The sequence below is a fragment of the Chelatococcus sp. YT9 genome, assembly GCF_018398315.1.
GTDB lineage: Bacteria > Pseudomonadota > Alphaproteobacteria > Rhizobiales > Beijerinckiaceae > Chelatococcus.
This window is the reverse complement of the sequence record NZ_JAHBRW010000002.1, coordinates 1,735,911-1,759,146: the sequence shown is the minus strand read 5'-3', so window position 1 is coordinate 1,759,146 and position 23,236 is coordinate 1,735,911. Positions and strand designations below refer to the sequence as shown.

Genomic DNA, 23,236 nt, shown 5'->3' with positions numbered 1-23,236 from the left:
AGCACATCCACCGGTAGCGGACTTTCTTTCAGAGGCTTGGAATCGAGCTGAAAGGTGCGCGCGGCGAGCCTTCGGCCGATCGGAAAGATTGCGACAAGAGGATATTTGCGTAGACTTGCACGACGATTTGCGAAGTGCAGGCTGATGTGACCCAACGGAAAAACCAGAATGATCTTGCCAAGGCGCTTGGTGTGTCAGTCAGCACCATATCCCGGGCTCTCGCAGATGCGCCAGGCATCAGCGAGGATCTCCGCGAGCGTGTTCGCCGGCTGGCGCGCGACATGGGCTACGAGGCGCGGGGTGCCAAAGGCGGCACATCCCGCCATGTCCATGCCTATGTGACCCTTGACCGGACAACCGACGGCCTGACAGGATTTTACGACGGAATCGTCAAATGGATGATCGCTGAAGCACGCGCCTCATCCATGACCATTGAGGTGCGCCTTGCTGCCGACCGTACCGAAGACATCAGGCGTATCATTGACGATGTCACGACGAGGCGTACTGAGGCGGTTTTCCTGGTGGGCATCGATCCCCCTGCCGAGTTGGCGCAATTGCTGCTGGAAAGGCGGATCCCGACCGTCCTCGTGAACGGCGCAGATCCAGAGATGCGCTTCGACTGTGTCACGCCCGCCAATTTTTATGGTGCTCAGATGGCAGCGCAGATGCTGATGCAGCAAGGGCATAGTTCGCTGCTCTACGTCTCCGGGCATCTGCGCTGGACCACGCTGCAGAGATTGCGTGGGTTCAAGACGGCGGTGGCCGACGTGCCCGGGGTGCGTCTATCGGTCGTGACCCTTCCCGCACCGACACGGGAGGAGGTGGAACGCGTGGTCGATGCGGTCGAGGAGGGACCCTCGCGACCCACAGCGATATTCTGCATCAATGATCTGTATGCCGTCAGCTTGATGCAGGCATTGCATGCCCGTGGCTTCGACGTGCCGGGAGACGTCTCTGTCCTTGGATTTGATGACTTGCCTTTCGCCGAACACGTGACACCAAGGCTCTCCACGCTCCGGGTTGGGCTACGGGATATCGGCCGGCAGGCGGTTCAACTGATGGCACGGCGTTTCACAGACCCTGACGCCATCAGACTGCAGATCGAGGTTGCGGTCGTGCCGGTGAAAGGGCAGACGGTCAGCACGGTCGCTGAGGGACCGGGGAAGCGTGTTCGGGATCCGTAGATACCGCGATCGCAAGGATGGCGAGATCGGATAGAGCGCCGTCGTCGCCGGACGACACCTGTCCAGATCCCGAGCCAAGGAAATCAGTTGGCTCGGCCAGGTCACTAGCTCGGCCAAGCCGTCGGCGCGCGCTGGATACAACGACAGCGCTTCAAAGCTATCCCTTGACCGCGCCCGCCATGAAGCTTCCCATGACGCGGCGCTGTGTCACGAGGAACAGCACGACCACAGGGACCACTGTGATCGTCGCCAGCGCCATCGTCGCCTGGAAGTCGACGCCATATTCGCTATTCAGGGCGGCGAGCGCGACGGGTAGGGTGTATGTATCCGGGCTTGTCGACAGAACCATGATGGGAAACCACTGTTTCCAGTTCATCAGAAACGCGATGAGAACGGCGGTCAGGATGACCGGGCGTGCAATCGGCAGAATGATGAGGGTCAGAATTTGCCACTCGCTCGCGCCATCAATGCGCGCAGCTTCGATCATTTCATGCGGAATGGTCCTGAAGAACTGCACGAAAATGAAAAAGACCAGAGGCACAAGGCTCATGACCAGCACGATACCCAAGGTGGTGCCAAGCAGCCCGAGCTTGTAGGAGACGAAGTATAGCGGAATGACCAGGAGCATGTTCGGGTACATGATGGTCAGCAGAAAGCCGTAACGCACGCTCGTAAACAGGGGGAGCCTGGGATTGCGATAGAGCGCATAGGCGCCGAGCCCCATCACACAGACGCCGACAGCCGTCGCAAGTACCGTTATCAGCAAGGAATTCCACGCGAAGGACGACAGCGCCGTTCCGCCAATTGTCGCAAGACTGCGGAAGGCGGCGGTGTCAAAGCTTTCCGGCAATAAGCGCATGGGAGCCGAAAGGATCGCCTCCTGCGTGCGAAATGAGCTGACCACCATCCAGAGGAAGGGGTAAATGAAGATCGCGGCAATCACAGTCGCGATACAATAAAGGATGATGGCGACGGAACGTGATGTCGGTGCTGCAGTGAATTCGGCGTCATTCATCTGTTCGCACTCCGGTCCAGATAGGCATACGCGCTGGCCGCCAATCCAAAGACGATGACGAACAATATGGTCGCGATCGCCGTCGCTTCGCCGTACTGAGCGCCCGTGAACTTTGTATAGGCATAGTACGAGATGAAATTCGTGGAGAAATTCGGGCCGCCCTTTGTTATCACGAAGATGACGGTAAATGTCTTCAGAAATTCGATGAGTGCATAGACCGTATTGATGGTTATCGCGGGCCGCAGCTGCGGTATCGTGACGAAGATCAAGCGCTGCCAGCCGTTAGCTCCATCGATCTGTGCGGATTCATCCAACGTTCTGTCGAGCAGTTGAAGGTTCGTTAGGAAAATGAGGGTGTAGAGGCCCACATGCTGCCACGCCTCGACGATCAGCAAGGTCGCGAAGGCGCTGGCCGGTTGGGTGACGCCGGGAAAGGGAGGCAGACCAAGGCTCATTAAGGTGTGGTTCACGATGCCGAAGTTCTGGTTGAACATCCACTTCCAGACGATGAAGCTCGCGACATCGGGGGTGATGACGGGAAGAAATATGGCGAGCTTGAAGAGCGTTCTGCCACGCCGTAGCGCCGGATGCGCAAGCAGCACGGCGAGGCCGATGGCCGCCGAGACGTTTATGGTGACGGCGAGCACCGTATAGAGCAGGGTGCGCCACAGTGATGATTGAAATGTGCTGTCCGCTAGCACGGAGTGGAAATTTTCAAGCCCGACATAGACAGGGGCGTCACTCAGAGCCGTACTCGACTCTGTAAAGGCGATACGGATGCTGTCGGCAATTGGCCAAAGACCGAACAGGATGGTCATGACCGCGAATGGCGCCAGGAAAAGATACAGCGTGGCGTATTGCCAAGCGGCATTGTTCTTCAAGATACGCCGCTCTGCGGGAACGCGATGAAGCGCGACAGATGACATAGGGTTCCCTTATGCCGGACGCAATATTGTCAGGGATGCTGGATGCCGGGGCTCAACAATCCCGGCAATCTGATCGTGACGGCTTCGCGGAAATTATAAGAATGCGGGAAAACGCCCAACTCGTCGCCGAAGCGCTAGCCCTTCTTCTGAAGGTTTGCCTGCTCCTTACGCAGCACATCAGCCGTCGTCTTGATCCAGGTGTTCCAATCGGCAGGAGGGTTGTTCACGGCATTGATGAGATGCTTGTAATAGGCCTCCTGGAGCTTGAGATACCAGGGAAACTTCGCGGCGGCGAAATCGTCCATCTGCAGCTTGTTGCTTTCGACGAAAGGCTTGAGGCCCGGGGTGAGGCTGCTCGTATCCAAATCCCCGCGCACACTTCCGCCCATGTTGTTGAGCGATATCTGCTGGGCTCCCTTCGAGACGATGAACTTGACGAATTCCTTCGCGGCTTCCTTGTTCTTCGCATTCTCTGGAACTGCCATGCCGCGAACCGATCCCACGACCATGGCGCCGGGGCCAGGACCGAATGTGGGATAACCGCCGACGATGTAGTCGCCGGCCGGCGGCGACTTGTCCCACTTGCCGACATTCCAGTTGCCGACGCGGAACATGCCGACACGGCCGCCTTCGATGAGCTGGTACATATCGGTAAAGGTGTGGTTCACGGTTTCCGGCGACACGAGCTTATAGTCGGTAAAGAGCTTCAGATACTCGATCGTCGCCTTGGCGACTTCCGGTTGATCGATGATCACGTCGCCCTTATCATTGACGAAAGGATGGGGAAGACTGTTGCCGTAGACGAGGAGGCTGATGCCGCCGTTGATCATCGACGCGGGGTCGCCCGCTTGCATGGCAATTCCGAAGGTATCTTTTCGCCCATTCCCATCGGGATCGTCATCCTGGAATTTCTTCGCGACGCGCAGGACATCATCCCACGTCTGCGGATAGGGCTCACCCACCTTAGCCAGCCAGCTCTTGCGCACACCGAGGCCGGTCATCGTGCGTTGGAACGGGATCTGCAGCACACGATCCTGATAGGTGGAAGCGGCAACGTCCGCTGGCGATATTGCTTTGCGATCGTCAGCCGATAATTGGTCAAGCTGCGGTTTCAGGTCCGATAGCTTGCGCGTGGTCTGCTGTATCTGCACGATCCGTGGATTGTCGTTGAAGATGATATCCGGCGCGGTGTTCGTATTCAACGCGGCAATGGTGCGGCTGAACCATTGATCCGTGGGCATGGACAGTGATTTGATTGTGACGTTCGGGTGCTCTTTCTTATAGAGCTCGCTCATCTGCTCAATCATGCGCAGCCCATCTTCTCCCTTGTCGTGCCAGATCATGATGTCCTGGGCGCTAGCGCCGGCGGAGAGAACCACGCCCCCGGCCGCACCCGCAATAATCAGACGCACAATACCCCTCATGGCGATCTCCCTTGTTGGCGGCAGCCTGCTTGTCGCGGGCCTTCATCTCGCTCTGATCATTGTTACGCAAATTTTCCTGTCAACGAAAAGTTGCGCAAATTTCCTTTTCATGCTGAGTTGGGGATCGACATTCGCGCATCTCGTCAGCTGTGAACCATCGGCCGCGCCCCCGCAATGGTACGATCAGGGACATAGGCGGGCGATTTGCGAAAATGCGCAAATTCGCGCAAGCTCGCCAATTCCCGCTATTGGTGGCTGCCAGACCATCTCGAAAGATCACGGAGCGCCGCCGTTCAGGGCGCTCACAAGAAGACCAGGGACGGAAGCCATGACGATCGATCTGCGCCGGTTCATCACACATGCCGAGGCCATTGTCACCAATCACGCTCTTGAGCCAGGTGTCTACCGTCGCTGGAACACGCAGGCGGATGACGGTTCGCGCGACCTTGGCATCAATCCCTACGGATGCGCTGATGCGGCCAATATTCTCTATACCATCGGACGTTTCCCGCGCGAGCCGAAGGAGCGCGCCGCCTGGATCGGGGCGTTGCAAGGGTTGCAGTCACCCGAAAGCGGGCTGTTCGAGGAGCCGACGCACCATCCCATCCACACCACCGCGCATTGCATCGCCGCGCTCGAGCTGTTCGATGCCGGGCCTTCGTATCAGCTCACCGCGTTGCACCCCTACACCACAGCCGAGGGCGTGCGGGACTTCATCGCCTCCCTGGACTGGCGCGGGAATCCGTGGCGGGAGTCCCATCGCGGAGCAGGTCTTTATGCCGCGCTGGTGCTCGCCGATGAGGTCGACCTCGCTTGGCAAGACGCTTATTTCGCTTGGCTCTGGGAAAACACCGATCCCGTCACAGGCCTTCTTGCCGGTCGTGACCTGCCCCGCATAACCCATAGCGGCACGACGACGATGGTGCCGCATATGGCGGGAACGTTTCATTATCTGTTCAACATGCAATACGCGCGACGACCCCTGCGCTATCCGGAGCGATTGATCGATAGCTGTTTGGAGATGGAGGCCGAGCGGCAGTTTCCGCTGGGCGAGCGCATCGGATTTGCCGAGATCGACTGGTTCTACTGCATGAACCGTGCGCTGCGCGCCTGTGACCATCGTTTTGGGGAAGCCCGGAGCGCGATGGAGAAGTTGGCACGACGCCTCGGCGATTTCGTATCGTCGCTGGATCCCGCCACGGACGAGGGCCTCAATGACCTGCATGCCCTATTCGGCAATCTCTGCGCCTTCGCGGAAGTACAACAGGCCTTGCCCGGGTTGATCGTAACCGATCGTCCGCTGAAGCTCGTTCTCGACCGTCGTCCCTTCATCTAGCGAAACGACATGCCGAACTTCACCGATTCAAGCTCTTCCTGTTCAAGTCCTCGCTTTGCCAGCGCTTCTTATACCACGGCTTTTTCCTCGCTCGGTTGCCCCGAGTTGGAGATCGACGCAGTTTCCGCTCTTGCAAGGCGATACGGGATTACAATGATCGAGCTGCGCGCGCTCGGCGGCGGGACCGATCTGCCAGCCTATTTTTCCGCCCGCTTCGGCACGCCGGGAGAGTTGCGCGTCGCCGCGGCGGACTTCGGTGTCCCAGTGGCCGCGCTGGGCACCTCCCTACGGTTGATCGGCAACACAGAGAGCGATCTCATCGGCTTCCGCACGTATATCCCGTGGGCGCAGGCCCTTGGCGCGCCTTACCTGCGTGTGTTCGACGGGGGGCGGACAGGGGATGAGGAAGAGCTTGAGCAGGCGGGTGAGACGCTTTCCTGGTGGATGGAGGAAAGCGCCGCACTTGATCCGCCGGTCGACATCATCGTCGAGACGCATGACAGCTTGGCTGAACCAGCCGCGCTTGAAGTCTTTCTCGCGCGATATCCCCGCTGCAAACTCCTTTGGGACACCCATCACACGTGGAGAAGAAGCGGAGAACTTCCATCCCGCACCTGGGCGCGCGTAGGTGAGGCGGTCGTCCACATGCACGTGAAGGACAGCGTAGCGGCGCCGGATACGCGCCACGGTTACCGCTATGTCCCGCTCGGTTCGGGCGAGTTTCCCTTGTCGGATCTCCAGGACGTCCTCCGGCATTCGCGGTTCTCGGGAGTTGTCAGCCTGGAGTGGGAGCGCCTGTGGCACCCCGCACTCGCGCCCTTGGAGTCAGTGTTGCCAGACTTCCGTTCATTGCTCGCAGCCTGACCTGGAGGGCGCTCGCATTCCATCCTGCAACCAGGACGTAGCCGCCTTACCCCCTGGAATACCGATATGTCGCTCCATCCGGTCGACCTTCGGTCCCATCCCCTTATCTCTTCAAAAGCGACCGTATCCATGCATAGCCCAATCGCCATCCGCCCAACTCTCGCCTTTGCCTTCGATCCGGAGCGATACGCGGGCGCGCTCGACAGCCGGGACCTCGCGCGCCTCGCCAGCATTGCCGATGTCCTCGATGACGAGCCGATACAGACCTATCACGACGCACGCGCCGCACGGCTCCTCGCCCAAGCCGATATCCTGGTGACGGGATGGAGGGCGCCTCTCTTGGACGCGGCCGCTCTCGAGATGGCACCCCGCCTCAAGCTCGTGGCCCATCTCGCCGCGACGGTGAAGCAATTTCTCTCAGAGGATGTGTGGCATCGCGGCATAAGCGTCACGGCTGCGGTCAACGCCGTCGCGCTGCCCGTCGTTGAATTCACGCTGGCTTCAATCGTCTTCGCCGCAAAGCGCGCCTTTGCTCAATCTCAACAGTATCGGCGGCATCGCGAGATCAGTTATGGCGGCCGTGCGACCCACGATTGTGGGCTCTTGGGCAAGACCGTTGGCATTCTCGGCGCATCCCGTGTCGGCCTGCGCGTCATCGAGCGCTTGCGGGATTACGACATGGAGGTTCTTGTCTATGATCCCTTCCTTTCCCGCGAGCATGCCATCGCACTCTGCGCGGAGAAGATCGACAACCTCGACGATATGATTGGACGTTGCGATATTCTGTCGGTCCACGCGCCGATCACGGATGAGACCATCAATATTCTCGATGCGCGACGCCTCGCTTTGCTTAAGAACGGCGCGACCTTGATCAATACCGCGAGGGGTGTGTTGATCGATCATGCAGCGCTCGTGCGAGAACTCGTCTCCGGCCGCATTTCGGCGAATCTCGACGTGACCTATCCCGAGCCGCTTCCGCCGGATTCGCCCTTGTTCGATCTCCCCAACGTTTTCCTGACGCCCCATATCGCTGGCCCGCAAGGAACGGAGCGCAGACGCATGCTGACAACCATCATCAACGACATCGAGCGCTACATCGCCGGTAAGCCGCTGCTTGGCGACATCGCGATAACTTCGCTCGCGCGCATCGGATAAGGATGGAACATCGGCGCGGCGAATGTTCTCGCCCGCGTCTTCTTTGCGCACACGATAGCCGCAGCTCAGGCCATACGGTCGTAGCTCGCGGCGGTGATTTCATGTCGCAGCGGCTCCCCACGCGTAAACCGCTCAACCTCCGCGACGATGAGGTCGCCCTGACGCCAGTGTCCGTCCTGGGTGTGGCCCGCCGCATGGGGGGACAGATGCACATGCCCTCCAAGATCCCGGAATGGGCTCGTCATTGGCAGTGGCTCGACATTGAACACGTCGAGCGCCGCGCGGATCCGACCGCTGCGCAATTCCGCCAGCAGCGCCCCTTCGTCAACCAGCGGAGAGCGCGCCATGTTGACGAGGAGGGCCCCATCCTTGAGCCGGGCTAGTTCGGCTGGCCCGAACATGCCGGTGGTTTCAGGCAGGAGGGGAGCGTGTAATGAGACCACGTCACACTGCGCGATCAACGCATCGAGCGATACCAGTTCGACGCCGAGTTCGCGCGCCGCCGCGTCGCTCATCACCGGATCGGTGACGAGGATGCGGGCGCCAAAGGGGCGGATGAGCCGCATCACGGAGCGGCCAACGTAGCCCCCGCCCACGATGCCAACGGTGAGCGCGCCTAGGAGCCGGCCGGGATAACGGCTCCGCATCTCCCAGCCCGCGCCCGCCTTCAATCCGCTGTCGAATGCATCACCATGGCGAAGCGCCATCAGGATCTGGGCAATCGTAAATTCGGCGACGGAGTCACCGATGGCCGCCGCCGCATGCGTCACGCGCAACCCGTCCGCAACCGCTGCCGCCGGGACGAGGCGGCGGATGCTGCCTGCGCAATGTGCGACCAATCCAAGCTGGGGACAGGCGGAGAGATAGGGCTCAAGCGGCGGAGTGCCCCACCCGGTGATGCAGACCGCGGCTCCATCCAGCAATTGCGCCATCAACGGCTCAGTCAGCGCTGGCTCGTCGGTTGTCCGCACCCGCGCGAAGCCCCGCAGCTTCTCCTCCGCGGCTTGGCTAAGAACGAGGCTGCGGGCTTCCGGCGGAAGGAGGATGGTGACGAGGGGGTGGTTGCTGGCCGCATGCGCCGCAGACGTATGAATGGCAAAGCTCATGGTAGGGTCCTGCCGGTAATTTCGAAAGAAGCATCGAGTGGCTGTTGCGCCAGACGGCGTGCGACGAAGCCATGATCGGCACGGCTGATGTCGATGAGCTGCTGGTACGGCATGCGATAGTGGCTCTGCTGGGAGAGCACGCCATCGAAGCCTGTTCTTTTGAGATGATCGAAGATGTCATTCCACGGAACCATTCCATCGGAGAGCGGCATCCAGTCCGCATGCCAACGCCGCTGCCCCTCCGCATCGATCTCACCGGGAAACCAGCCGCCGTTCTTGGCTCCGACGACCGATATCCATGGTGCCAGCGCATCGAAGGTGACTCGCCAGTCTTCCCGGCCTTCCTGAACAGCCTGATTGCCGGGATCAACGAAGGCCGTCATGAAGCGCGGATCGCAGCCATCGAGAAGGGCCAACATCTGGGCGCTTGAACTATGGATCGTGCCTCCATGCATCTGCAAGGCCAGCCGGACGCCTGCGCGCTGGGCAAGGCGCGAGAGCGCCGCCAACTGACGCCGGCCGCGTTCGCAGATCGCCGCATAACCCTGGGCAGGATCGTAACGCCAATAGCCGATCCTCAGGAGATCGATGCCGGCGGCCGCGCAGTGGTCAAGGATTGCGGGTGTGGCCGGATCCTCCGCATCCGTGATATCGGTTGTCACCATGGCGATCGAGAGGCCGTGATCACCCAACATGCGGACCAGATCGGCAAGAGTACTAATGGTGGCTGGCGCCACGTGCCATCCATCCCGGATGAGCAGGTCAATCGCGCCAAAGCCGATACCCCGGACAGCCCCGGCCATGTCGCTGGCAGAAACATCGCGAAAGGGCTTGGTAAAAAATGCGTGTCGCATGGGTCGGGCCTCATGAGGCGGCGGAAGGGACTGCAGTGATGCCGGGGATGGCTGGTGACGGCGGGCTCACCCGCCCGAAGACATCGCGCGCCTGGACCTTATAGAAGCCGGCTTCCTGACCAACGGTGTGCAGATAGACCGTCGACAACAGGCCCGCGGTATTGACGACGCGGAAAGGCCCGTTCTCGCTCGCGCTCCAGAGAACATCGAACAGTTCAAGGCTGTCCGGTCCGCCGGTCTGCCAGAACAGCACAGTGTTGACCGCGCCGTTGAGGCCCGCATAGGAGGTGAGCTTCAGGTTTCGCGGTGCGCTGGGGCTCTTGTCGTCGCGACGGACGAGCACTGCGAGAACGACGCCCGGCAGGGCGATATCCAGCGCGATGGTTGCCTGCTGGTTGGCGCCTGACACATGGATCTGATCGATCGTGAGTGCCGGCTCCTGGGCCGCGCGCATGGCGGCAAGTGCTTCTCCGCTCGGTCTGTCGAGATCATCAAGCGTCTCCCAGACTGAATAGGGATCTCCCCGACCTTCCTCGATGCGAAACAGCGCCAGGGCATACGCGCCCGGCGTCACATTATCGAAGGTGAGGCGAACGGAGCGCTCGCCGGATCGCCGGAAGGAATCGACGCTGTTATAGAGGAGGACTGCAGGATCTCCCCCGCTCAGCCGCGTGGCGATTACGCCGAGTCCGTCGCGATCTGGATCGAGCGGATCACCGCCGATGGCGAGGCGCTCCTCACCCAGCCATGCGAGTAGTTCCATCACTGAAAGCGCCGGCTTCTTTATCAGCTCGAACGGCTCGGGTTCGACGATGCGCTTTTCGAGAGCGGCGATATCCGTGAGATGTTCGCTCTGCGCCGCCTTGATGTCTCTCTCGCCGAAATAAGCGAGATGAGTGCGGTGGCCCCAGCGGCCAAGGAAGCCGTTGTCGTTGCTCAGCACGGGATAGTCCACCCCTTCGCCCTCGATGAGGAGGCGCTGATGCTGATCGATGATCTTTGCCGCGAGCCCGGCGAAATAGGGCAGGCCGTGCCACGTATGGTGAATGTGCCACCCGATCTGGGGATCGCATTCGTTATTGATGAAAGGAAGATGAGCGAAGCGGGGATGATGCTGTCGGACATAATCGACGGCCATCATCTCATGCTGGCAGATGGCTAGCGAGTTTGGCGTGAGATCCTCGGCATGTTTGCGTGCACCTTTCTCGTGCACGGAAATAAAATCAAGGCGAACGCCGCGCTCTCCGGTGAAGAAATTCTCGCCAGTATCGCAATGGGCCAGAAAGGATCTGAAAATCGGCGGAATACGACGGGCGACACCAGGGCCTCCGAGCGTGATGTCTGGCTCGACGGCGCGCAAGCCCTCATGGCAGGCGTCATAATAGTTATTGAATCCAGTCTCTCCGCCAAGCTTCCACCAGATATCCGGCTCGTTCCAGGTCTCGAAATACCAGCTGCGCAGTTCCTCGGCGCCAAAACGCGCACGATACCGCTGCGCGAGCTCGGTCATGAAGTCGCGCCAATAATGGGCCTGATCGCGCGCGGTGAGATCAGTGAAAAGATAGGAGGGGTTGCCCATCAACTCAAAAAATGGCTTGAGGCGGTATTCTAGGACGACATCGAGCGCCCGATCGAGCCTTGACCAGTCATACCGTCCGAAGCGTTCAGCCGTGACGAGGTCGAGCATGTAATGCACGCGCAGATACTCGATGCCACGGCGCGGAACGCCGCCGACATAGGCGAGCGTCTGCTGCATTTCCGGCTCAAGCAGGAGTTCGGCCGGAGAGAACCCCGTGGACCGCCAGAACCGGCGGAAAGGCGTGGCCTCGCTCTTGAGGTCGATGCGGATTGCAGTGGTGCCGGACATGTCAAAGTCTCTCAATCATGGATGCTCATCCTGAATGTTCGCCTCCGGGACCTTGCGGGAGCCCCGCCTGAAGACGCGAGCCATCCATCATTATTTGAATTTATCCCGCATGGCTTGGATACCCGGGATCGTCTCCGTGAGATGAAGATGGGCGGGGTCAAAATATTGGACCAGTCCCCTATGCGATTTTCCCACGAGTATTGTGAAGATGTATGATCGATGACCAGGTGATGTCACAGTGGGGTGATAGCCGCTGTCTACGAGCACTGTGTCGCGGTCGCGCGTCATGAAGCAAGTTTCCTTCTGGCCGTCATAGGTCACCTGCACGCCGAAACCAGAGGGCGGCAGGAAGCGATAGTGATAGAGCTCCTGATGATCGGTCTCGCCCTCGCCGCGGTCGGTATCATGTTTGTGGGGCGGATAGCCGGACCAGCAGCCGTCGTCCGCATAAAGCTCGCTGACGAGGAGATGGCCGGTACGGCCGTGGCCGTTCTGACCGAGAATGTGCAGGATACGCCGGCGGCTATGGGTCCCCGGCGATCCCACCTCCACCGTTTCCACCTCATCGGGCCGAATGCGGAAGGCACGGTGGCTTTCGTCCGTCAGTCCGCCGGCGATCGCGACCTCGACAGGGCCGGCCAGAGCCTCGATCCTTATACTTGCGCCGAGCGGCGCGTAGACGGAATCCGCGACGCCTGACCACACGTCCGGGCGCCCACCGACCGTGGCGAAACGCTCACCATCGACGAAGATGTCGGCCGTGCCGGACATAAGAACGATAACGCATTCATGGCGCGGCAGCCGCAACTCAAACGTCTCCCCGGGGGAGAGCCGGATACAGTTGAAGTAGACACGATCGAGCACGGCGTCCTCGACGAGGATGGCGCGGTCAGTGCTGTCGTGTTGGCGGATAAGCTTAGGCATGTTGAACCTCTGGGCTTGAACCCATATCCACGCCTTGCAATGCAAGGTCTTCGGCGTGATGACAAGCGACGGTGCGGCCTTCGACCTTGCGCAGGGGCGGCATCTCCGCCTTGCAGCGCTCTGTCGCGAAACGGCATCGCGGGTGGAAGCTGCAGCCGGCCGGGCGATTGGCGGGATCGGCCACCTCTCCGGCCAGATGAATGCGGCGCCCGCGGCGCTTGAAGCCGGGATCCGGCACGGGCAAGGCCGAAAGAAGCGCCTCGGTATAGGGGTGCATCGGACGCGCGAAGAGCTCCGCCGAGCTCGCGATCTCTACGATCTGACCGACATACATCACCACGACGCGGTCACAGATATACTCGATGACACTGAGATCATGGCTGACGAACAGGTATGTGAGCCCGAATTCCTGCTGCAGATCCTTCAGGAGATTAAGCGTTTGCGCGCGGACGCTGACGTCGAGCGCTGACACGGCCTCGTCGAGTATGACGAGGCGCGGATTGGTCGCCAAGGCACGGGCAATGCCGACGCGTTGCCGCTCTCCGCCCGAAAAAGCATGCGGATAGCGACGCGCGTATTCCGGCCGGAGCCCCACGCGCTGCAATAGCTCGCGGACCCGCCCCTCGATCTCGGAGCGCGGCAGGAGATGGTTGACCTTGAGCACCTCGCCGACGATGTCGATGACAGGCAGGCGCGGATTGAGAGAGGCCTGAGGATCCTGAAAGACGATCCTGAGGTCGGTGCAATAGGCAAGCCGCTCATTCTCGCTCAATGCCGTCAGGTCAATCATCCGATCATCACGGTCGCGATAGCGGATCGTGCCGGACGAGACCTCGTGAATGCCGAGTATGCAGCGGGTGACCGTGGACTTTCCGCATCCGGATTCCCCGACTACCCCGAGCGTCTCACCGGCCATGATATCGAAGGAGACGCCATCGACGGCCCGCACGGGCCGGCTCTTGCCACGCCCGAAAAGGGTCGTGCGGGGCGCGAACACCTTGGCAACGTTGCGCAATTCCAGCAGGGTCTGCCCGTCCGTCGCACCCGCACGGGCTTGACCCGCAAGTGCTTCACCGGCAAGTGCTTCAGCCATGGCGAAGGGTCCTCTGTGTCTGGCTCGGCGGGGCCTGCGTCACCCGCGCGTCCGGAGAAACCGCGTCCGGCAAGACGCAACGTACGGAACGACTGCCGCCGAGCGCCACGTCCTGCGGCACGGACACGTCACAGATGCCAGCGATTGCAAAGTCACACCGGGGATGGAAATCACAGCCCCTCGGCCTGTCGAAGGGGGAGGGCACCATTCCGCGTATTGCGGCCAACCGCGTATCACGTCCTGCGCCAAGCCGTGGCACGGACTTGAGCAGAGCGCGCGTATAGGGATGGCGGGGATCGTAGAAGATTTCCTCGACGCTGCCGCGCTCAACGACCTTGCCGAGATACATGACGACGACTTTGCTCGCGACCTCAGCGACGACACCCAGATCGTGCGTGATGAAGAGGATCGATAGGCCGGATTCTTCCTGCAACTCGACAAGCAGATCGATGATATTGGCCTGGGTCGTGACATCAAGCGCCGTGGTCGGCTCATCGGCGATCACCAGCTTCGGCCTGCAGGAGAGAGCGAGCGCGATGCATACCCTCTGGCGCATGCCGCCTGAAAACTCGAAGGGGTAGCTGCCAAGCCGTTCCATCGGCTTCGGAATTCCAACGCGCGCCAGCATGGCAGCCGCTCGCTCCGTCGCTTCCCGGCGCCCGAGATTGAGATGACGGCGAATGACGGGGACCATCTGCTGGCCGATGGTGTGCACAGGAGAGAGCGCGGCCATAGGCTCTTGCGAGATGAAGGAGACATCCTTGCCACGCAGGGCGCGGATGGGTTTGCCACGCGGGTCGAGCTTGCCGATGTCGATCGTCCGCCCCGGTTCCGGATGATAGAGCACCCGACCATCGACGATGCGCGCCGTATGCGGGAGCAGGTTCATCAGCGAGCGCCCCGTGATGCTCTTGCCGGAGCCGGATTCACCGACGATGCAGACGGTTTTCGCGCGGGGGATTCCGAAGGTGACACCGTCGACCGCACGAACAAGCCCATCGTCCGTCGCGAAATGCACCTTCAGGTTCTCAACCTCGAAGAGAAGGTCTTGTGGTTCGGCCGCCGGTCTTAGCGCACGCGGCTGGCTCGCGTCCGCATCACGAATAGGGGTCAGCCGCATCACGGATCCCATCTCCAAGGAAATTGAGGGCAAGGACGGCAACAACGACAGGGATGCCCGGCAGAAACAGCCAGGGCGCCTGGGTGAGCGCGAGAAGGCTTTGCGCGTCCTTCAGGAGGACACCCCAGCTCACCACTGGTGGTTTCAGGCCAATGCCGAGGAAGGACAGGGCGGTTTCCGCGAGGATCATCGCCGGGATCGCGAGCGTCACCGAGGCGACGATATGGCTGGTGAAGGACGGCACCATGTGATGCCAGATCACGCGCTGGCGGCTGCAGCCGTCCAGACGCGCCGCCATGACGAAGTCCTCCGTCTTGAGAGAGAGAAAACGGCCGCGAACGACGCGCGCCAGATCCGTCCACCCGATCAGGGACAGGATCACGGTGATCCAGAAATAGACGAGGAGGGGGTCCATCCGATCCGGAATAGCGGCTGCGAGGCCCATCCACAGAGGGATGGTGGGGATCGACTTGAGGAAGTCGATCGTCCTCTGCACCGCCTGGTCCGCCCAGCCGCCGTAGTAGCCCGAGATGCCGCCGAGCAGAATGCCGAGGATGAGACTGATCGTGACACCGACAAGGCCGATCGACATCGAGATGCGGGTGCCGTGGATGGTCCGGCTCAGAAGATCCCGACCCAGGCGATCCGTTCCCCATAGATACATCGGTGCACTGGGGTCCACCGGACCAATCAGATGGCGCTCGGCCGGGATCAGGCCGAACAGGTGATACGGCTCACCCTTTACAAAGAAGCCGACGGGATAAACGCGGTTCTCGTCGATGACAAAGCGCCGCTGCAAGGCGACAGGGTCAAGCTCGACCTTGTATCCGTTCACGTAAAGCAGCGCGAGATCACCATTTTGATCCCGGCCGAACATCTTGAGAACTTGCGGCGGTGAATAGATATAGCGGGGGTTGTAGCGATCCGAGGAGTAGGGCGCTACGAATTCCGCAAATAGCGCCACCGCGTAGATCACGAGGACAATAAACCCGCTCCAGTAAGCGAGCTTATGCTTGCGAAAACGCCGATAGATGAGGCCCCATTGGCCGAGCTCGACGAGCTTTCGGCGTGGTGGAGCCAAGCCACCGGTGGCAGTCGCGTCGGTCATTGCGGAGACCTCACTGGTAGCGCACGCGCGGGTCGAGCCAGGCGAGCAGCAGATCCGATAACAGGGTGCCGATGACTGTCAGGGCAGACAGGATGAGAATGAAGCTGCCGGCGAGATACATATCCTGCGCGAGCAGCGCGCTGAGTAGGAGTGGACCGGCTGTTGGCAGGCTCAAGACGACGGAAACGATCACCGCGCCCGAGAACAGATGCGGCAGCACCCAACCGATTGTGGAGACAAAAGGATTGAGCGCGACGCGCACGGGATACTTGAACAGGAGCTCCATTTCACCGAGGCCGTTTGCGCGGGCGGTCTGCACATAGGGTTTGTGCAACTCGTCGATCAGATTGGCGCGCATGATCCTTATCAGCGCGGCTGTGCCGGAGGTCGACAGGATCAGCACGGGCAGCCACAGATGCGCTGCGAGGTCGAGAAGTTTGGCCCAGCTCCATGGCGCATTGACGTAAGCCGGAGAAAACAGTCCGCCGACGCTCATCCCTGCATAGCGCGAGAGGATATACATGAGTGCGAGCGACAGGAGGAAGCTCGGGATGGCGAGGCCGATGAAGCCCAGGAACGTTACCACGTAATCCAGCACGGAATAGCGGCGGACCGCGCTGTAGATCCCGATCGGCAGGGCCAGCATCCAGGTCACGACAAGTGTCACCAGGGACAGGAGCAAGGTCATTCCCATGCGGTCCCAGAGCAACTCGGAGACCGGTTTGTTCCACTCAAAGGACTGGCCGAAGTCCCCATGCAGGAGAATGCCTGTAATCCAGCGCCAATACTGGATGTACCAGGGCTGATCCAGACCATAGCGGGCCTTGAGGCCGGCGAGGGAGGCGCTGTCGAGATCCCCGCCCTGTTCCGCCATCTTGCCTGCGAGCGAAGTCAGGAAGTCTCCCGGCGGCAATTGGATGATGAGGAACGAGACGACTGAGACCGCTGCCAGCGTCAACGCCGTATAGAAGACACGTTGTGCAATGAAGCGCCACATGATCACTCCTTCGCCGCGAGGTCCACGGCACGGTCTCTCAATCGCCTCGCGGATTTGATGACCTGACGTCAGCGATGGCTGTCAGCGTTGGGAGGCGCGACAATCAACGCGCCTCTCTTTGTCTCACTTCATGTAGTATTGCTCGGGGTTTGTGGGACCGGGCGTCACATAGAAGGCCGTATCTGGCATGATCTCGGGGACGTTGTGAAAATTGGTCTTCACGACGCCGTAGTTGTCAGGATCCATATCCGTGCCGATCACAGGGAATTCCTCGCCGGTGATCGCCAGGATCTGTCGCATCAGCGCGAGCTTGCCTTCGTCACTGACGGTCTTCAGCAGTTCAGTGTAAAGATCCTGCTGCTTCTTGGCCCAGGCTGGCGGCTCCTCGGCGTTCGGATCCTTCGGATTCTGGTAGTAAATGCCCCAAGCCGAGCCAAAGGCTGACTGGTTTTCGTAGGGGAAGTACCATTTGGGGTCGAGAAGCCCCAGGAAGTCATATCCGCCACCGCCGATCCATACGAGGCCTTCCTGGTCGTTGGCCAACATGCGCGCCACGGCGAATGACGATTCGATCGGCTTGGGCTGCATGTCGACACCCACGGCTTTCCAATACTTGCGGATGAGCTCGAGAGCGTCGATGTGATCTTTTCGCGCGGTCTGAACATCGATGGAGAACGCAATGCGTTTGCCATCGGGCCCAATGCGATAGCCCTGGTCGTCACGCTTGGTGAAGCCTGAGCGATCGATCGCCTCGTTCGCCGCTTTCACATCGAACTTCGTATATTGAGTAGCGAGCTTCTCGTCGTAAAGCGCCGTTCCCGGCCGCGGCACAGCCTGATAGGGGCGCGACTGTCCCGCGTAGAGGATGTCGTTGATCTCATCGCGGTTGATCGCCAGCGACAATCCTATACGGAAATCCTTGTTCTGGAATACTTGCCGCAGAACCGGATTCTTGACGGTCTGGTTGAGGCAGATGAGCATGCCATTCGACCAGGCAGGCTGAACCTTGAACAGCTTGTAGCCGCCCTGTTCACGATGCGCGGCCAAGACCATGCCCGTTTCCAGCGAATTGAGCCGCTGCGCCTGCATGTCGAGGCCGCCATTGGTGGCCTTCAGAATGACGGACTGGACATCGCCCATGACGTCGTAGGTGACCCGATCGATGTAGGGCAGCTGGTTCCCCTCGGGGTCAACCTTGAAATAATAGGGATTACGCTCCGCAACCACCTGCGTTGTGCCGGTATAGGGCACCGTCAGTTTCCATGGATCGAGAACGGGGCGCGCGGCGTCCCTCCAGCGGTCCGGCGACTGCCAGTTGCCGACCTTGGCCTGGATGAGCGCGACCCAGCTTGGAGCACCGGCCGCCTTCACCAGTTGATCGACGTCGGGATTATGAGCTTTGTGGAACTTCTTGAGGTAATGCGCCGGCGATCCCGCCAGGATATCTGAACCGAGATTGCTGGCGAGATAGTATAGCAGCATACCGTTTGGTGTTTTGAAGCTGAACTGGATCGTTGAATCGTCCAATTTCGAGACGACAACCGGGTCGTTCCCGGATCTCAGCCAGCGTGGAACAGCCGGCGTGATCTCCTTGTTCATCAAGATGTCGTTGTACCAGAACAGGATGTCATCGGCGGTAAACGGTGTTCCGTCCGACCACTTGATGCCCTTGCGAAGCTTGAAGGTATACACGGTGCCGTCGCTGTTGACCGAATAGCTCTCGGCGACATCTGGGACGACGCCGGTCCACTGCGGGTCCCAACGCACAAGGCGTGTGTAGCCTATCGTGCGTTCCAGCAGTCCGTCGGAGGCCCCCACGAGCGCCTGCCGCCAAGTACCGCCATAGCTGCCGATAGAATTCACGGGCTTGACGACCAGGGGTGTCTCGGGGAGACGTTGCGCGACAGGCGGAAGCTTGCCTGCCGCGACCTCTTTGGCGAGGCTTGGCGCCTCTTTGTAATCGGCGGCCAATGCGGTGCGCACGTTCAGGTCCGAGATACCAAGAACACCGCAGCCGATGGACAGGTACAATATCGCGCGTCCGAGCGCGCGTTGGCTCGTCAACATGAGCGACCCTCCCATATGCGCCTTCTCGATCAATGTCGGGGCGTTGGAACTACGTTATCGTTATCGTTATGATTGCGTCAAGAACCGGCCGGGAATTTCTCGCGACTTTATGAGGAAGGCGATGGATAACCAGGAATCCCTATGCTAACAACGCCGTAGAGACTGTGAACGCCTGTGCGGCGATGGACGGGGAACGATAACGCTATCGTTAAGCTATGATGGATGCCAAGAGCCCGCCGCGGTCCTCCGCGCAATCCGCTGAAGCCCCCGAGCCGCCGGCCGGGCGGCCCGCGACAATCACCGATGTCGCATCAGCCGCCGGTGTCTCCCCGATGACGGTCTCGCGCGTTCTCAACAGCAGGGGCGGCGCGAGTGCCGAAACCCGCGCCCGCGTTCTCGAGATCGCAGGGGCACTCAATTATCGGCCGAACAGCTTCGCCAAAAATTTGCGTATCGATCGCTCAAAGGTCGTTGGCATCGTTGTTCCCGATATCGCTAATCCCTTCTTCCCTGAAATCATCCGCGGTGCCGAGCTCGCGGCGCGGCCGGCGGGATACACGTTGCTCACGTCGAATGTCGTGGAGGATCCAGCGCGGGAGGAAGAGGTCATCGGCACGCTTCTTGAACGTCGGGTCGACGGCATCATCCTCTGCAGCGCGCGTCTCGAGGAGAAGCGCCTGCTCCGCGCCATAGAGGGCCACCGCGCCGTTGTTCTCATCAACAGGGTTGTGCCACGGCGAATTGCCGGCACGATCGAGATCGACTATGCCTCCGGCGTCGAGACACTGGTCGAAAAGCTGGTTGCCCAAGGGCGCAGCCGGTTTGCGTTCGCGTCGGGGCTCTCGACATCCTATGGCGGCCAGAAGCGCCGTGGCGGCCTCGACCGAGCCCTGGCCCGGCACAACCTGACGCTCGTGACGGAGGTCTCGAGCTCCCCGGATCTCGCGGGCGGCACCGAGGTCGGCCGCGCCTTGCTGCCCTATCGCGGCGCTATCGACGCGTTGATCTGCTACAACGATCTGATTGCGATAGGCGCAATGTCCGTGATGAAGGGCACAGGCATCGCCGTGCCCGAGGAAATCGCGGTGACCGGATGTGACGATATTCCGGTGGCAGCTCTCGTGTCTCCGGCACTCACGACCTTGCGTGTCGCCAAGCAGGACCTTGGCGAACTTGCGATGCGAATGCTCCTGGACAGGATCGAAGAACGCAACACCCAGCACGGCATCCTGATCGAGCCGGATCTGATCGCACGTGAAACGACGGATTTTCCGTTTCCGTAGGCTCAAACCCATAATTCGGAGCCGCACGCGTGGGACAGCAAACAAGGGCCTGTATTCTGGACCGGAGGTGCTGGCTCCTACGTCACCGCTCAATCGGCGGCGGAGGCAGCTACAACCCGCAACGCAAGGTCAGACGTCGAGTGTGCTGACCTCCCAGCTGACACGCCGCACGCCTGCAAGCCGTCGTATCGAGCTGACGGCGGTATTGAGTTCCTGGGCGTCGACCGTGGTGCTCACCAGCGTCGCGACGATCTGTGTACGGTCATCGGTGCTCGGCTCCATCTCGATGTCGGCCACCGGATACTTCGCCTTCTTCAACACCTCTGTAATGCGTTCCCGGATATCCGGCGCGAGATGTGTCTCCGCGAGCACCCGCACCTCGTAGTTGGCTTCTGAGCTGCCCTCGTCGATAGGGAGCCGGTTGATTGCATTGACAAGTGGATGCAGCAATGTGTTGCCAGCGAGGATGAACAGCGTGACGAGGCCGGCCTCCGCGAGCCTGTCCGCTCCGGCGCAGGCTCCGACGGCCGCCGAGGCCCATAGCGTTGCCGCTGTGTTTAATCCGCGGACATTGCCTCCCTCTTTCATGATGACGCCCGCGCCGAGGAAGCCCACGCCCGACACCACATAGGAGATGACACGGGCAGCCCCCTCCGTCCCCGCAATAAGAAGTGCGAGATCCACGAAGGCTGCAGCACCCACGGCGACAAGAACGTTGGTGCGCAGCCCGGCGCTGCGTTGCCGATATTGCCGCTCGACGCCGATCAGCGTGCCGAGAATGAACGCACCGAGCAGACTTATGAATGTGTCGAGCAACGCTGTCAGGTTGAATGTCTCTATGAACTGCATCGATTCTGCCGACTCGACTCTGTTAATCGGCTCACAACATACATGAGCTTGGCCGCAATCCATGTGACGGCGCGTTGCCCGGGTGTCGCGGGGTAGCCACCTCAGCCACGGAATAAATTTTCGCAGCAATGGAATAAGCCGCCTCGCGAGGCGTCTTTCATGAGCGGTCAGTTCGACCGTGGGAGATGAAAACAATGCTGACACCGATCATTCGCGCAGCCCTGATGATTGGAGCCCTTGCCGTGGCTGGTGGCGCGCTGGCTCAGGCGGCCGCGCCCGCCAAGGTGGCTGAGACGTCGAAGGGTAAGACTCTCGTCGATGCGAAGGGCATGACCCTCTACATATTCGACAAGGATTCGGCTGGAAAATCCGCCTGTAACGGCACTTGCGCCACCAACTGGCCACCCCTGATGGTTGCCGCTGGCGCCACCGCCAGCGGTGACTGGTCCATCGTGACGCGCGACGATGGCTCCAAGCAGTGGGCCTATAAGTCGAAGCCCCTTTATACCTGGGTCAAGGATACCAAGCCCGGCGACGTAACCGGTGAAGGTGCTGCCAACAACACCTGGCATGTCGCGGCGCCCTGACGATCACGTGCGAACGACAAGCGGAGCGCCTCGTCAACACGCCGCTGGTGCTCCGCCTCCTGTTGTTGTCACATAGGTGCATTCGCCCGACTGACTTTTCCCGAGGGGCGCAAGCCCCGTGGTGACCCACCTTGGATGACGTTGCCGCTCTCCTGGAACCCCAGATACCGGCCTTGCGCCGCTACGCCTACGCGCTTGTGCGCAATCACGACCTTGCGGACGATCTCGTTCAGGACTGCCTGGAACGGGCTGTCGCACGCTGGTATCTGCGCCGCCGCGATGGTGACCTGAAAGCCTGGCTGTTTACGATCCTGCGCAATCTTTACATCAGCGATTTCCGCCAGAGGCGCAGACGTGGCACCGAAGTTGACATCGATGATGTCGCGCTGAGCGTCCATCCCGCCCAGGACGCAGGCCTTGAGACACAGGATGTGCTGACAGCGCTCGACCGGCTCCCGGAGGAGCACAGGGCGATACTGCTGCTCGTCGGCGTCGAAGATCTTTCCTATGAGGAGACCGCGGTTGTTCTTGGCATCCCGCGCGGCACGGTGATGTCGCGCCTGGCAAGGGCGCGTCAAAACCTGCGCGCATTGATGGACAGAGGTGGTGGGACGTGGCTCCGGAGGGTGAAATGAGCGGCTCGCAAGCGCCCATTGGAGAGGACGACCTGCAGTCGTTTGTCGACGGGCGCCTCGGCGGTGAGAGGCGGGCGGTTGTCGAAGACTATCTGGAAGCCAATCCGGATATCAGGGCGCGCGTGTTCCTGGAACAGCAGCACCGAAATGTCCTGCGTGGCGCCTTGCAGGCAAAATTTGCCGAACCCGTCCCGGCAAGGCTGCGCGTCGCTGCTATCCGCACAGCGCGGCGCCAGCTTTGGCAGCGGCGAGCGGCCGGCGCGGCAGCTGCTCTTGTCTTGTTAGCCGTCGGTGGTGTCGGGGGCTGGCTCGCGCGAGGACAGAGCACGGCCCTCGCGCCTGGCACCACCGCCGTCACGCGCGACGCTGTCGCTGCCTATCGCACCTTCGTCGTCGAGGTCGCGCATCCGGTGGAGGTGGGTGCCGCTCAGGAAGCCCATCTCATCCGCTGGCTCTCGAAACGCCTTGGCCGCCCGCTGAAGGCCCCGGATCTGAGCCGGTTCGGCTTTCATTTGATGGGGGGAAGGCTCTTGTCCGCCGACGCCGGCGCCGCCGCCCAGCTGATGTATGAGACGAGCGGCGGACGCAGGTTGACGGTGTATGTGCAGGCGACCCCGGGCGTCGAGACCGCGTTTCGTTTCCGGCAGGACGGAGACGCCGCGACTTTCGCATGGCTCGACCAGGGCTACGGCTTTGCGGTAACTGCGAACTCCAACAGAAGCGAATTGCTGCCGATTGCGGAGGTCGTCTATCAAAGCCTCGACGGCGAGGTGCTGCAGCGATAATGCATGGCAAAACACATGAGCTGATGTCCGCGATGCAGTGATGTGTAAAACTCAGTC

The 23,236-nt window shown here is 60.8% G+C and carries 21 protein-coding genes; 8 read left to right on the top strand and 13 right to left on the bottom strand.

Annotation, left to right across the window (positions count from 1 at the left end; all coding sequences use genetic code 11):
* Positions 1–146: 146 nt before the first annotated feature.
* Positions 147–1,184, top strand: a complete 1,038-nt coding sequence (locus KIO76_RS27965; protein WP_213326831.1) for a LacI family DNA-binding transcriptional regulator — start codon at positions 147–149, stop codon at positions 1,182–1,184.
* A gap of 157 nt (positions 1,185–1,341) precedes the next feature.
* Here KIO76_RS27965 and KIO76_RS27960 read toward each other — a convergent pair whose 3' ends face one another.
* The 3 genes from KIO76_RS27960 to KIO76_RS27950 form a co-directional block, all read right to left on the bottom strand.
* A complete protein-coding gene (locus KIO76_RS27960; RefSeq protein WP_213326830.1) occupies positions 1,342–2,199 on the bottom strand; it encodes a carbohydrate ABC transporter permease in 858 nt (285 codons plus the stop codon).
* Positions 2,196–3,125 carry a carbohydrate ABC transporter permease gene (locus KIO76_RS27955; protein ID WP_213326829.1) on the bottom strand — a complete coding sequence of 310 codons (930 nt, stop codon included), beginning with the start codon at positions 3,123–3,125 and terminating at the stop codon, positions 2,196–2,198. The genes KIO76_RS27960 and KIO76_RS27955 overlap by 4 nt, the downstream gene beginning before the upstream one ends.
* Positions 3,126–3,259: 134 nt before the next feature.
* Positions 3,260–4,549, bottom strand: a complete 1,290-nt coding sequence (locus KIO76_RS27950; RefSeq protein WP_213326828.1) for an ABC transporter substrate-binding protein — start codon at positions 4,547–4,549, stop codon at positions 3,260–3,262.
* Positions 4,550–4,877: 328 nt separating this feature from the next.
* On the opposite strand from KIO76_RS27950, the gene KIO76_RS27945 reads away from it, so the two are divergent.
* From KIO76_RS27945 to KIO76_RS27935, 3 genes are all read left to right on the top strand, one after another.
* Complete coding sequence (locus tag KIO76_RS27945; protein WP_213326827.1) at positions 4,878–5,885, top strand: hypothetical protein; 1,008 nt, start codon at positions 4,878–4,880, stop codon at positions 5,883–5,885.
* A gap of 9 nt (positions 5,886–5,894) precedes the next feature.
* Complete coding sequence (locus KIO76_RS27940; protein ID WP_283771527.1) at positions 5,895–6,749, top strand: sugar phosphate isomerase/epimerase family protein; 855 nt, start codon at positions 5,895–5,897, stop codon at positions 6,747–6,749.
* Between the two features lie 129 nt (positions 6,750–6,878).
* Positions 6,879–7,904 (top strand): hydroxyacid dehydrogenase, encoded by a 1,026-nt coding sequence (locus tag KIO76_RS27935; RefSeq protein ID WP_213326825.1) that lies wholly within the window; start codon positions 6,879–6,881, stop codon positions 7,902–7,904.
* A 65-nt stretch (positions 7,905–7,969) separates the two neighbouring features.
* Here KIO76_RS27935 and KIO76_RS27930 read toward each other — a convergent pair whose 3' ends face one another.
* The 9 genes from KIO76_RS27930 to KIO76_RS27890 form a co-directional block, all read right to left on the bottom strand.
* The gene (locus KIO76_RS27930; RefSeq protein ID WP_213326824.1) at positions 7,970–9,010 is read right to left on the bottom strand and encodes a hydroxyacid dehydrogenase; all 1,041 of its coding nucleotides are present in this window, start codon (positions 9,008–9,010) and stop codon (positions 7,970–7,972) included.
* Positions 9,007–9,864, bottom strand: a complete 858-nt coding sequence (locus KIO76_RS27925) for a sugar phosphate isomerase/epimerase family protein (protein WP_213326823.1) — start codon at positions 9,862–9,864, stop codon at positions 9,007–9,009. Before KIO76_RS27925 ends, KIO76_RS27930 begins: the two co-directional genes overlap by 4 nt.
* A gap of 10 nt (positions 9,865–9,874) precedes the next feature.
* On the bottom strand, positions 9,875–11,731 hold the full coding sequence (locus tag KIO76_RS27920) for a GH39 family glycosyl hydrolase (protein ID WP_213326822.1): 1,857 nt from the start codon (positions 11,729–11,731) through the stop codon (positions 9,875–9,877).
* Positions 11,732–11,821: 90 nt separating this feature from the next.
* Positions 11,822–12,655, bottom strand: coding sequence for a 5-deoxy-glucuronate isomerase (locus KIO76_RS27915; RefSeq protein ID WP_213326821.1), 834 nt, complete (start codon positions 12,653–12,655; stop codon positions 11,822–11,824).
* Entirely contained in the window at positions 12,648–13,748 is a 1,101-nt protein-coding gene (locus tag KIO76_RS27910) for an ABC transporter ATP-binding protein (protein ID WP_213326820.1), read from the bottom strand. The genes KIO76_RS27915 and KIO76_RS27910 overlap by 8 nt, the downstream gene beginning before the upstream one ends.
* Complete coding sequence (locus KIO76_RS27905) at positions 13,741–14,868, bottom strand: ABC transporter ATP-binding protein (RefSeq protein WP_213326819.1); 1,128 nt, start codon at positions 14,866–14,868, stop codon at positions 13,741–13,743. Before KIO76_RS27905 ends, KIO76_RS27910 begins: the two co-directional genes overlap by 8 nt.
* Complete coding sequence (locus tag KIO76_RS27900) at positions 14,846–15,976, bottom strand: ABC transporter permease (protein ID WP_213326818.1); 1,131 nt, start codon at positions 15,974–15,976, stop codon at positions 14,846–14,848. Before KIO76_RS27900 ends, KIO76_RS27905 begins: the two co-directional genes overlap by 23 nt.
* A 10-nt stretch (positions 15,977–15,986) precedes the next feature.
* A complete protein-coding gene (locus tag KIO76_RS27895; RefSeq protein WP_213326817.1) occupies positions 15,987–16,973 on the bottom strand; it encodes an ABC transporter permease in 987 nt (328 codons plus the stop codon).
* 123 nt (positions 16,974–17,096) lie between these two features.
* Positions 17,097–19,040: an ABC transporter substrate-binding protein gene (locus tag KIO76_RS27890; RefSeq protein WP_213326816.1), complete on the bottom strand. Its 1,944-nt coding sequence runs from the start codon at positions 19,038–19,040 to the stop codon at positions 17,097–17,099.
* A gap of 218 nt (positions 19,041–19,258) precedes the next feature.
* Between KIO76_RS27890 and KIO76_RS27885 the strand changes: the two genes are divergently transcribed.
* Complete coding sequence (locus tag KIO76_RS27885) at positions 19,259–20,323, top strand: LacI family DNA-binding transcriptional regulator (protein ID WP_213327148.1); 1,065 nt, start codon at positions 19,259–19,261, stop codon at positions 20,321–20,323.
* A 129-nt stretch (positions 20,324–20,452) separates the two neighbouring features.
* Here the strand turns inward: KIO76_RS27885 and KIO76_RS27880 are convergent, their stop codons facing one another.
* Positions 20,453–21,172 carry an MgtC/SapB family protein gene (locus tag KIO76_RS27880; RefSeq protein WP_213326815.1) on the bottom strand — a complete coding sequence of 240 codons (720 nt, stop codon included), beginning with the start codon at positions 21,170–21,172 and terminating at the stop codon, positions 20,453–20,455.
* A gap of 194 nt (positions 21,173–21,366) precedes the next feature.
* On the opposite strand from KIO76_RS27880, the gene KIO76_RS27875 reads away from it, so the two are divergent.
* The 3 genes from KIO76_RS27875 to KIO76_RS27865 all read left to right on the top strand — a co-directional run bounded on the left by KIO76_RS27875 (position 21,367) and on the right by KIO76_RS27865 (position 23,179).
* Positions 21,367–21,759, top strand: coding sequence for a COG4315 family predicted lipoprotein (locus KIO76_RS27875; RefSeq protein ID WP_213326814.1), 393 nt, complete (start codon positions 21,367–21,369; stop codon positions 21,757–21,759).
* Positions 21,760–21,890: 131 nt separating this feature from the next.
* Positions 21,891–22,394, top strand: a complete 504-nt coding sequence (locus tag KIO76_RS27870) for an RNA polymerase sigma factor (RefSeq protein WP_213326813.1) — start codon at positions 21,891–21,893, stop codon at positions 22,392–22,394.
* Positions 22,391–23,179 (top strand): anti-sigma factor family protein, encoded by a 789-nt coding sequence (locus KIO76_RS27865; protein ID WP_213326812.1) that lies wholly within the window; start codon positions 22,391–22,393, stop codon positions 23,177–23,179. The genes KIO76_RS27870 and KIO76_RS27865 overlap by 4 nt, the downstream gene beginning before the upstream one ends.
* Positions 23,180–23,236: the final 57 nt, after the last annotated feature.

Coding starts and splice junctions, on each gene's coding strand:
- KIO76_RS27960 (WP_213326830.1), bottom strand. CDS start 2,199: ATGAATGACGCCGAATTCACTGCAGCACCGACATCACGTTCCGTCGCC.
- KIO76_RS27955 (WP_213326829.1), bottom strand. CDS start 3,125: ATGTCATCTGTCGCGCTTCATCGCGTTCCCGCAGAGCGGCGTATCTTG.
- KIO76_RS27950 (WP_213326828.1), bottom strand. CDS start 4,549: ATGAGGGGTATTGTGCGTCTGATTATTGCGGGTGCGGCCGGGGGCGTG.
- KIO76_RS27945 (WP_213326827.1), top strand. CDS start 4,878: ATGACGATCGATCTGCGCCGGTTCATCACACATGCCGAGGCCATTGTC.
- KIO76_RS27940 (WP_283771527.1), top strand. CDS start 5,895: ATGCCGAACTTCACCGATTCAAGCTCTTCCTGTTCAAGTCCTCGCTTT.
- KIO76_RS27935 (WP_213326825.1), top strand. CDS start 6,879: ATGCATAGCCCAATCGCCATCCGCCCAACTCTCGCCTTTGCCTTCGAT.
- KIO76_RS27930 (WP_213326824.1), bottom strand. CDS start 9,010: ATGAGCTTTGCCATTCATACGTCTGCGGCGCATGCGGCCAGCAACCAC.
- KIO76_RS27925 (WP_213326823.1), bottom strand. CDS start 9,864: ATGCGACACGCATTTTTTACCAAGCCCTTTCGCGATGTTTCTGCCAGC.
- KIO76_RS27920 (WP_213326822.1), bottom strand. CDS start 11,731: ATGTCCGGCACCACTGCAATCCGCATCGACCTCAAGAGCGAGGCCACG.
- KIO76_RS27915 (WP_213326821.1), bottom strand. CDS start 12,655: ATGCCTAAGCTTATCCGCCAACACGACAGCACTGACCGCGCCATCCTC.
- KIO76_RS27910 (WP_213326820.1), bottom strand. CDS start 13,748: ATGGCTGAAGCACTTGCCGGTGAAGCACTTGCGGGTCAAGCCCGTGCG.
- KIO76_RS27905 (WP_213326819.1), bottom strand. CDS start 14,868: ATGCGGCTGACCCCTATTCGTGATGCGGACGCGAGCCAGCCGCGTGCG.
- KIO76_RS27900 (WP_213326818.1), bottom strand. CDS start 15,976: ATGACCGACGCGACTGCCACCGGTGGCTTGGCTCCACCACGCCGAAAG.
- KIO76_RS27895 (WP_213326817.1), bottom strand. CDS start 16,973: ATGTGGCGCTTCATTGCACAACGTGTCTTCTATACGGCGTTGACGCTG.
- KIO76_RS27890 (WP_213326816.1), bottom strand. CDS start 19,040: ATGTTGACGAGCCAACGCGCGCTCGGACGCGCGATATTGTACCTGTCC.
- KIO76_RS27885 (WP_213327148.1), top strand. CDS start 19,259: ATGGATGCCAAGAGCCCGCCGCGGTCCTCCGCGCAATCCGCTGAAGCC.
- KIO76_RS27880 (WP_213326815.1), bottom strand. CDS start 21,172: ATGCAGTTCATAGAGACATTCAACCTGACAGCGTTGCTCGACACATTC.
- KIO76_RS27875 (WP_213326814.1), top strand. CDS start 21,367: ATGCTGACACCGATCATTCGCGCAGCCCTGATGATTGGAGCCCTTGCC.
- KIO76_RS27865 (WP_213326812.1), top strand. CDS start 22,391: ATGAGCGGCTCGCAAGCGCCCATTGGAGAGGACGACCTGCAGTCGTTT.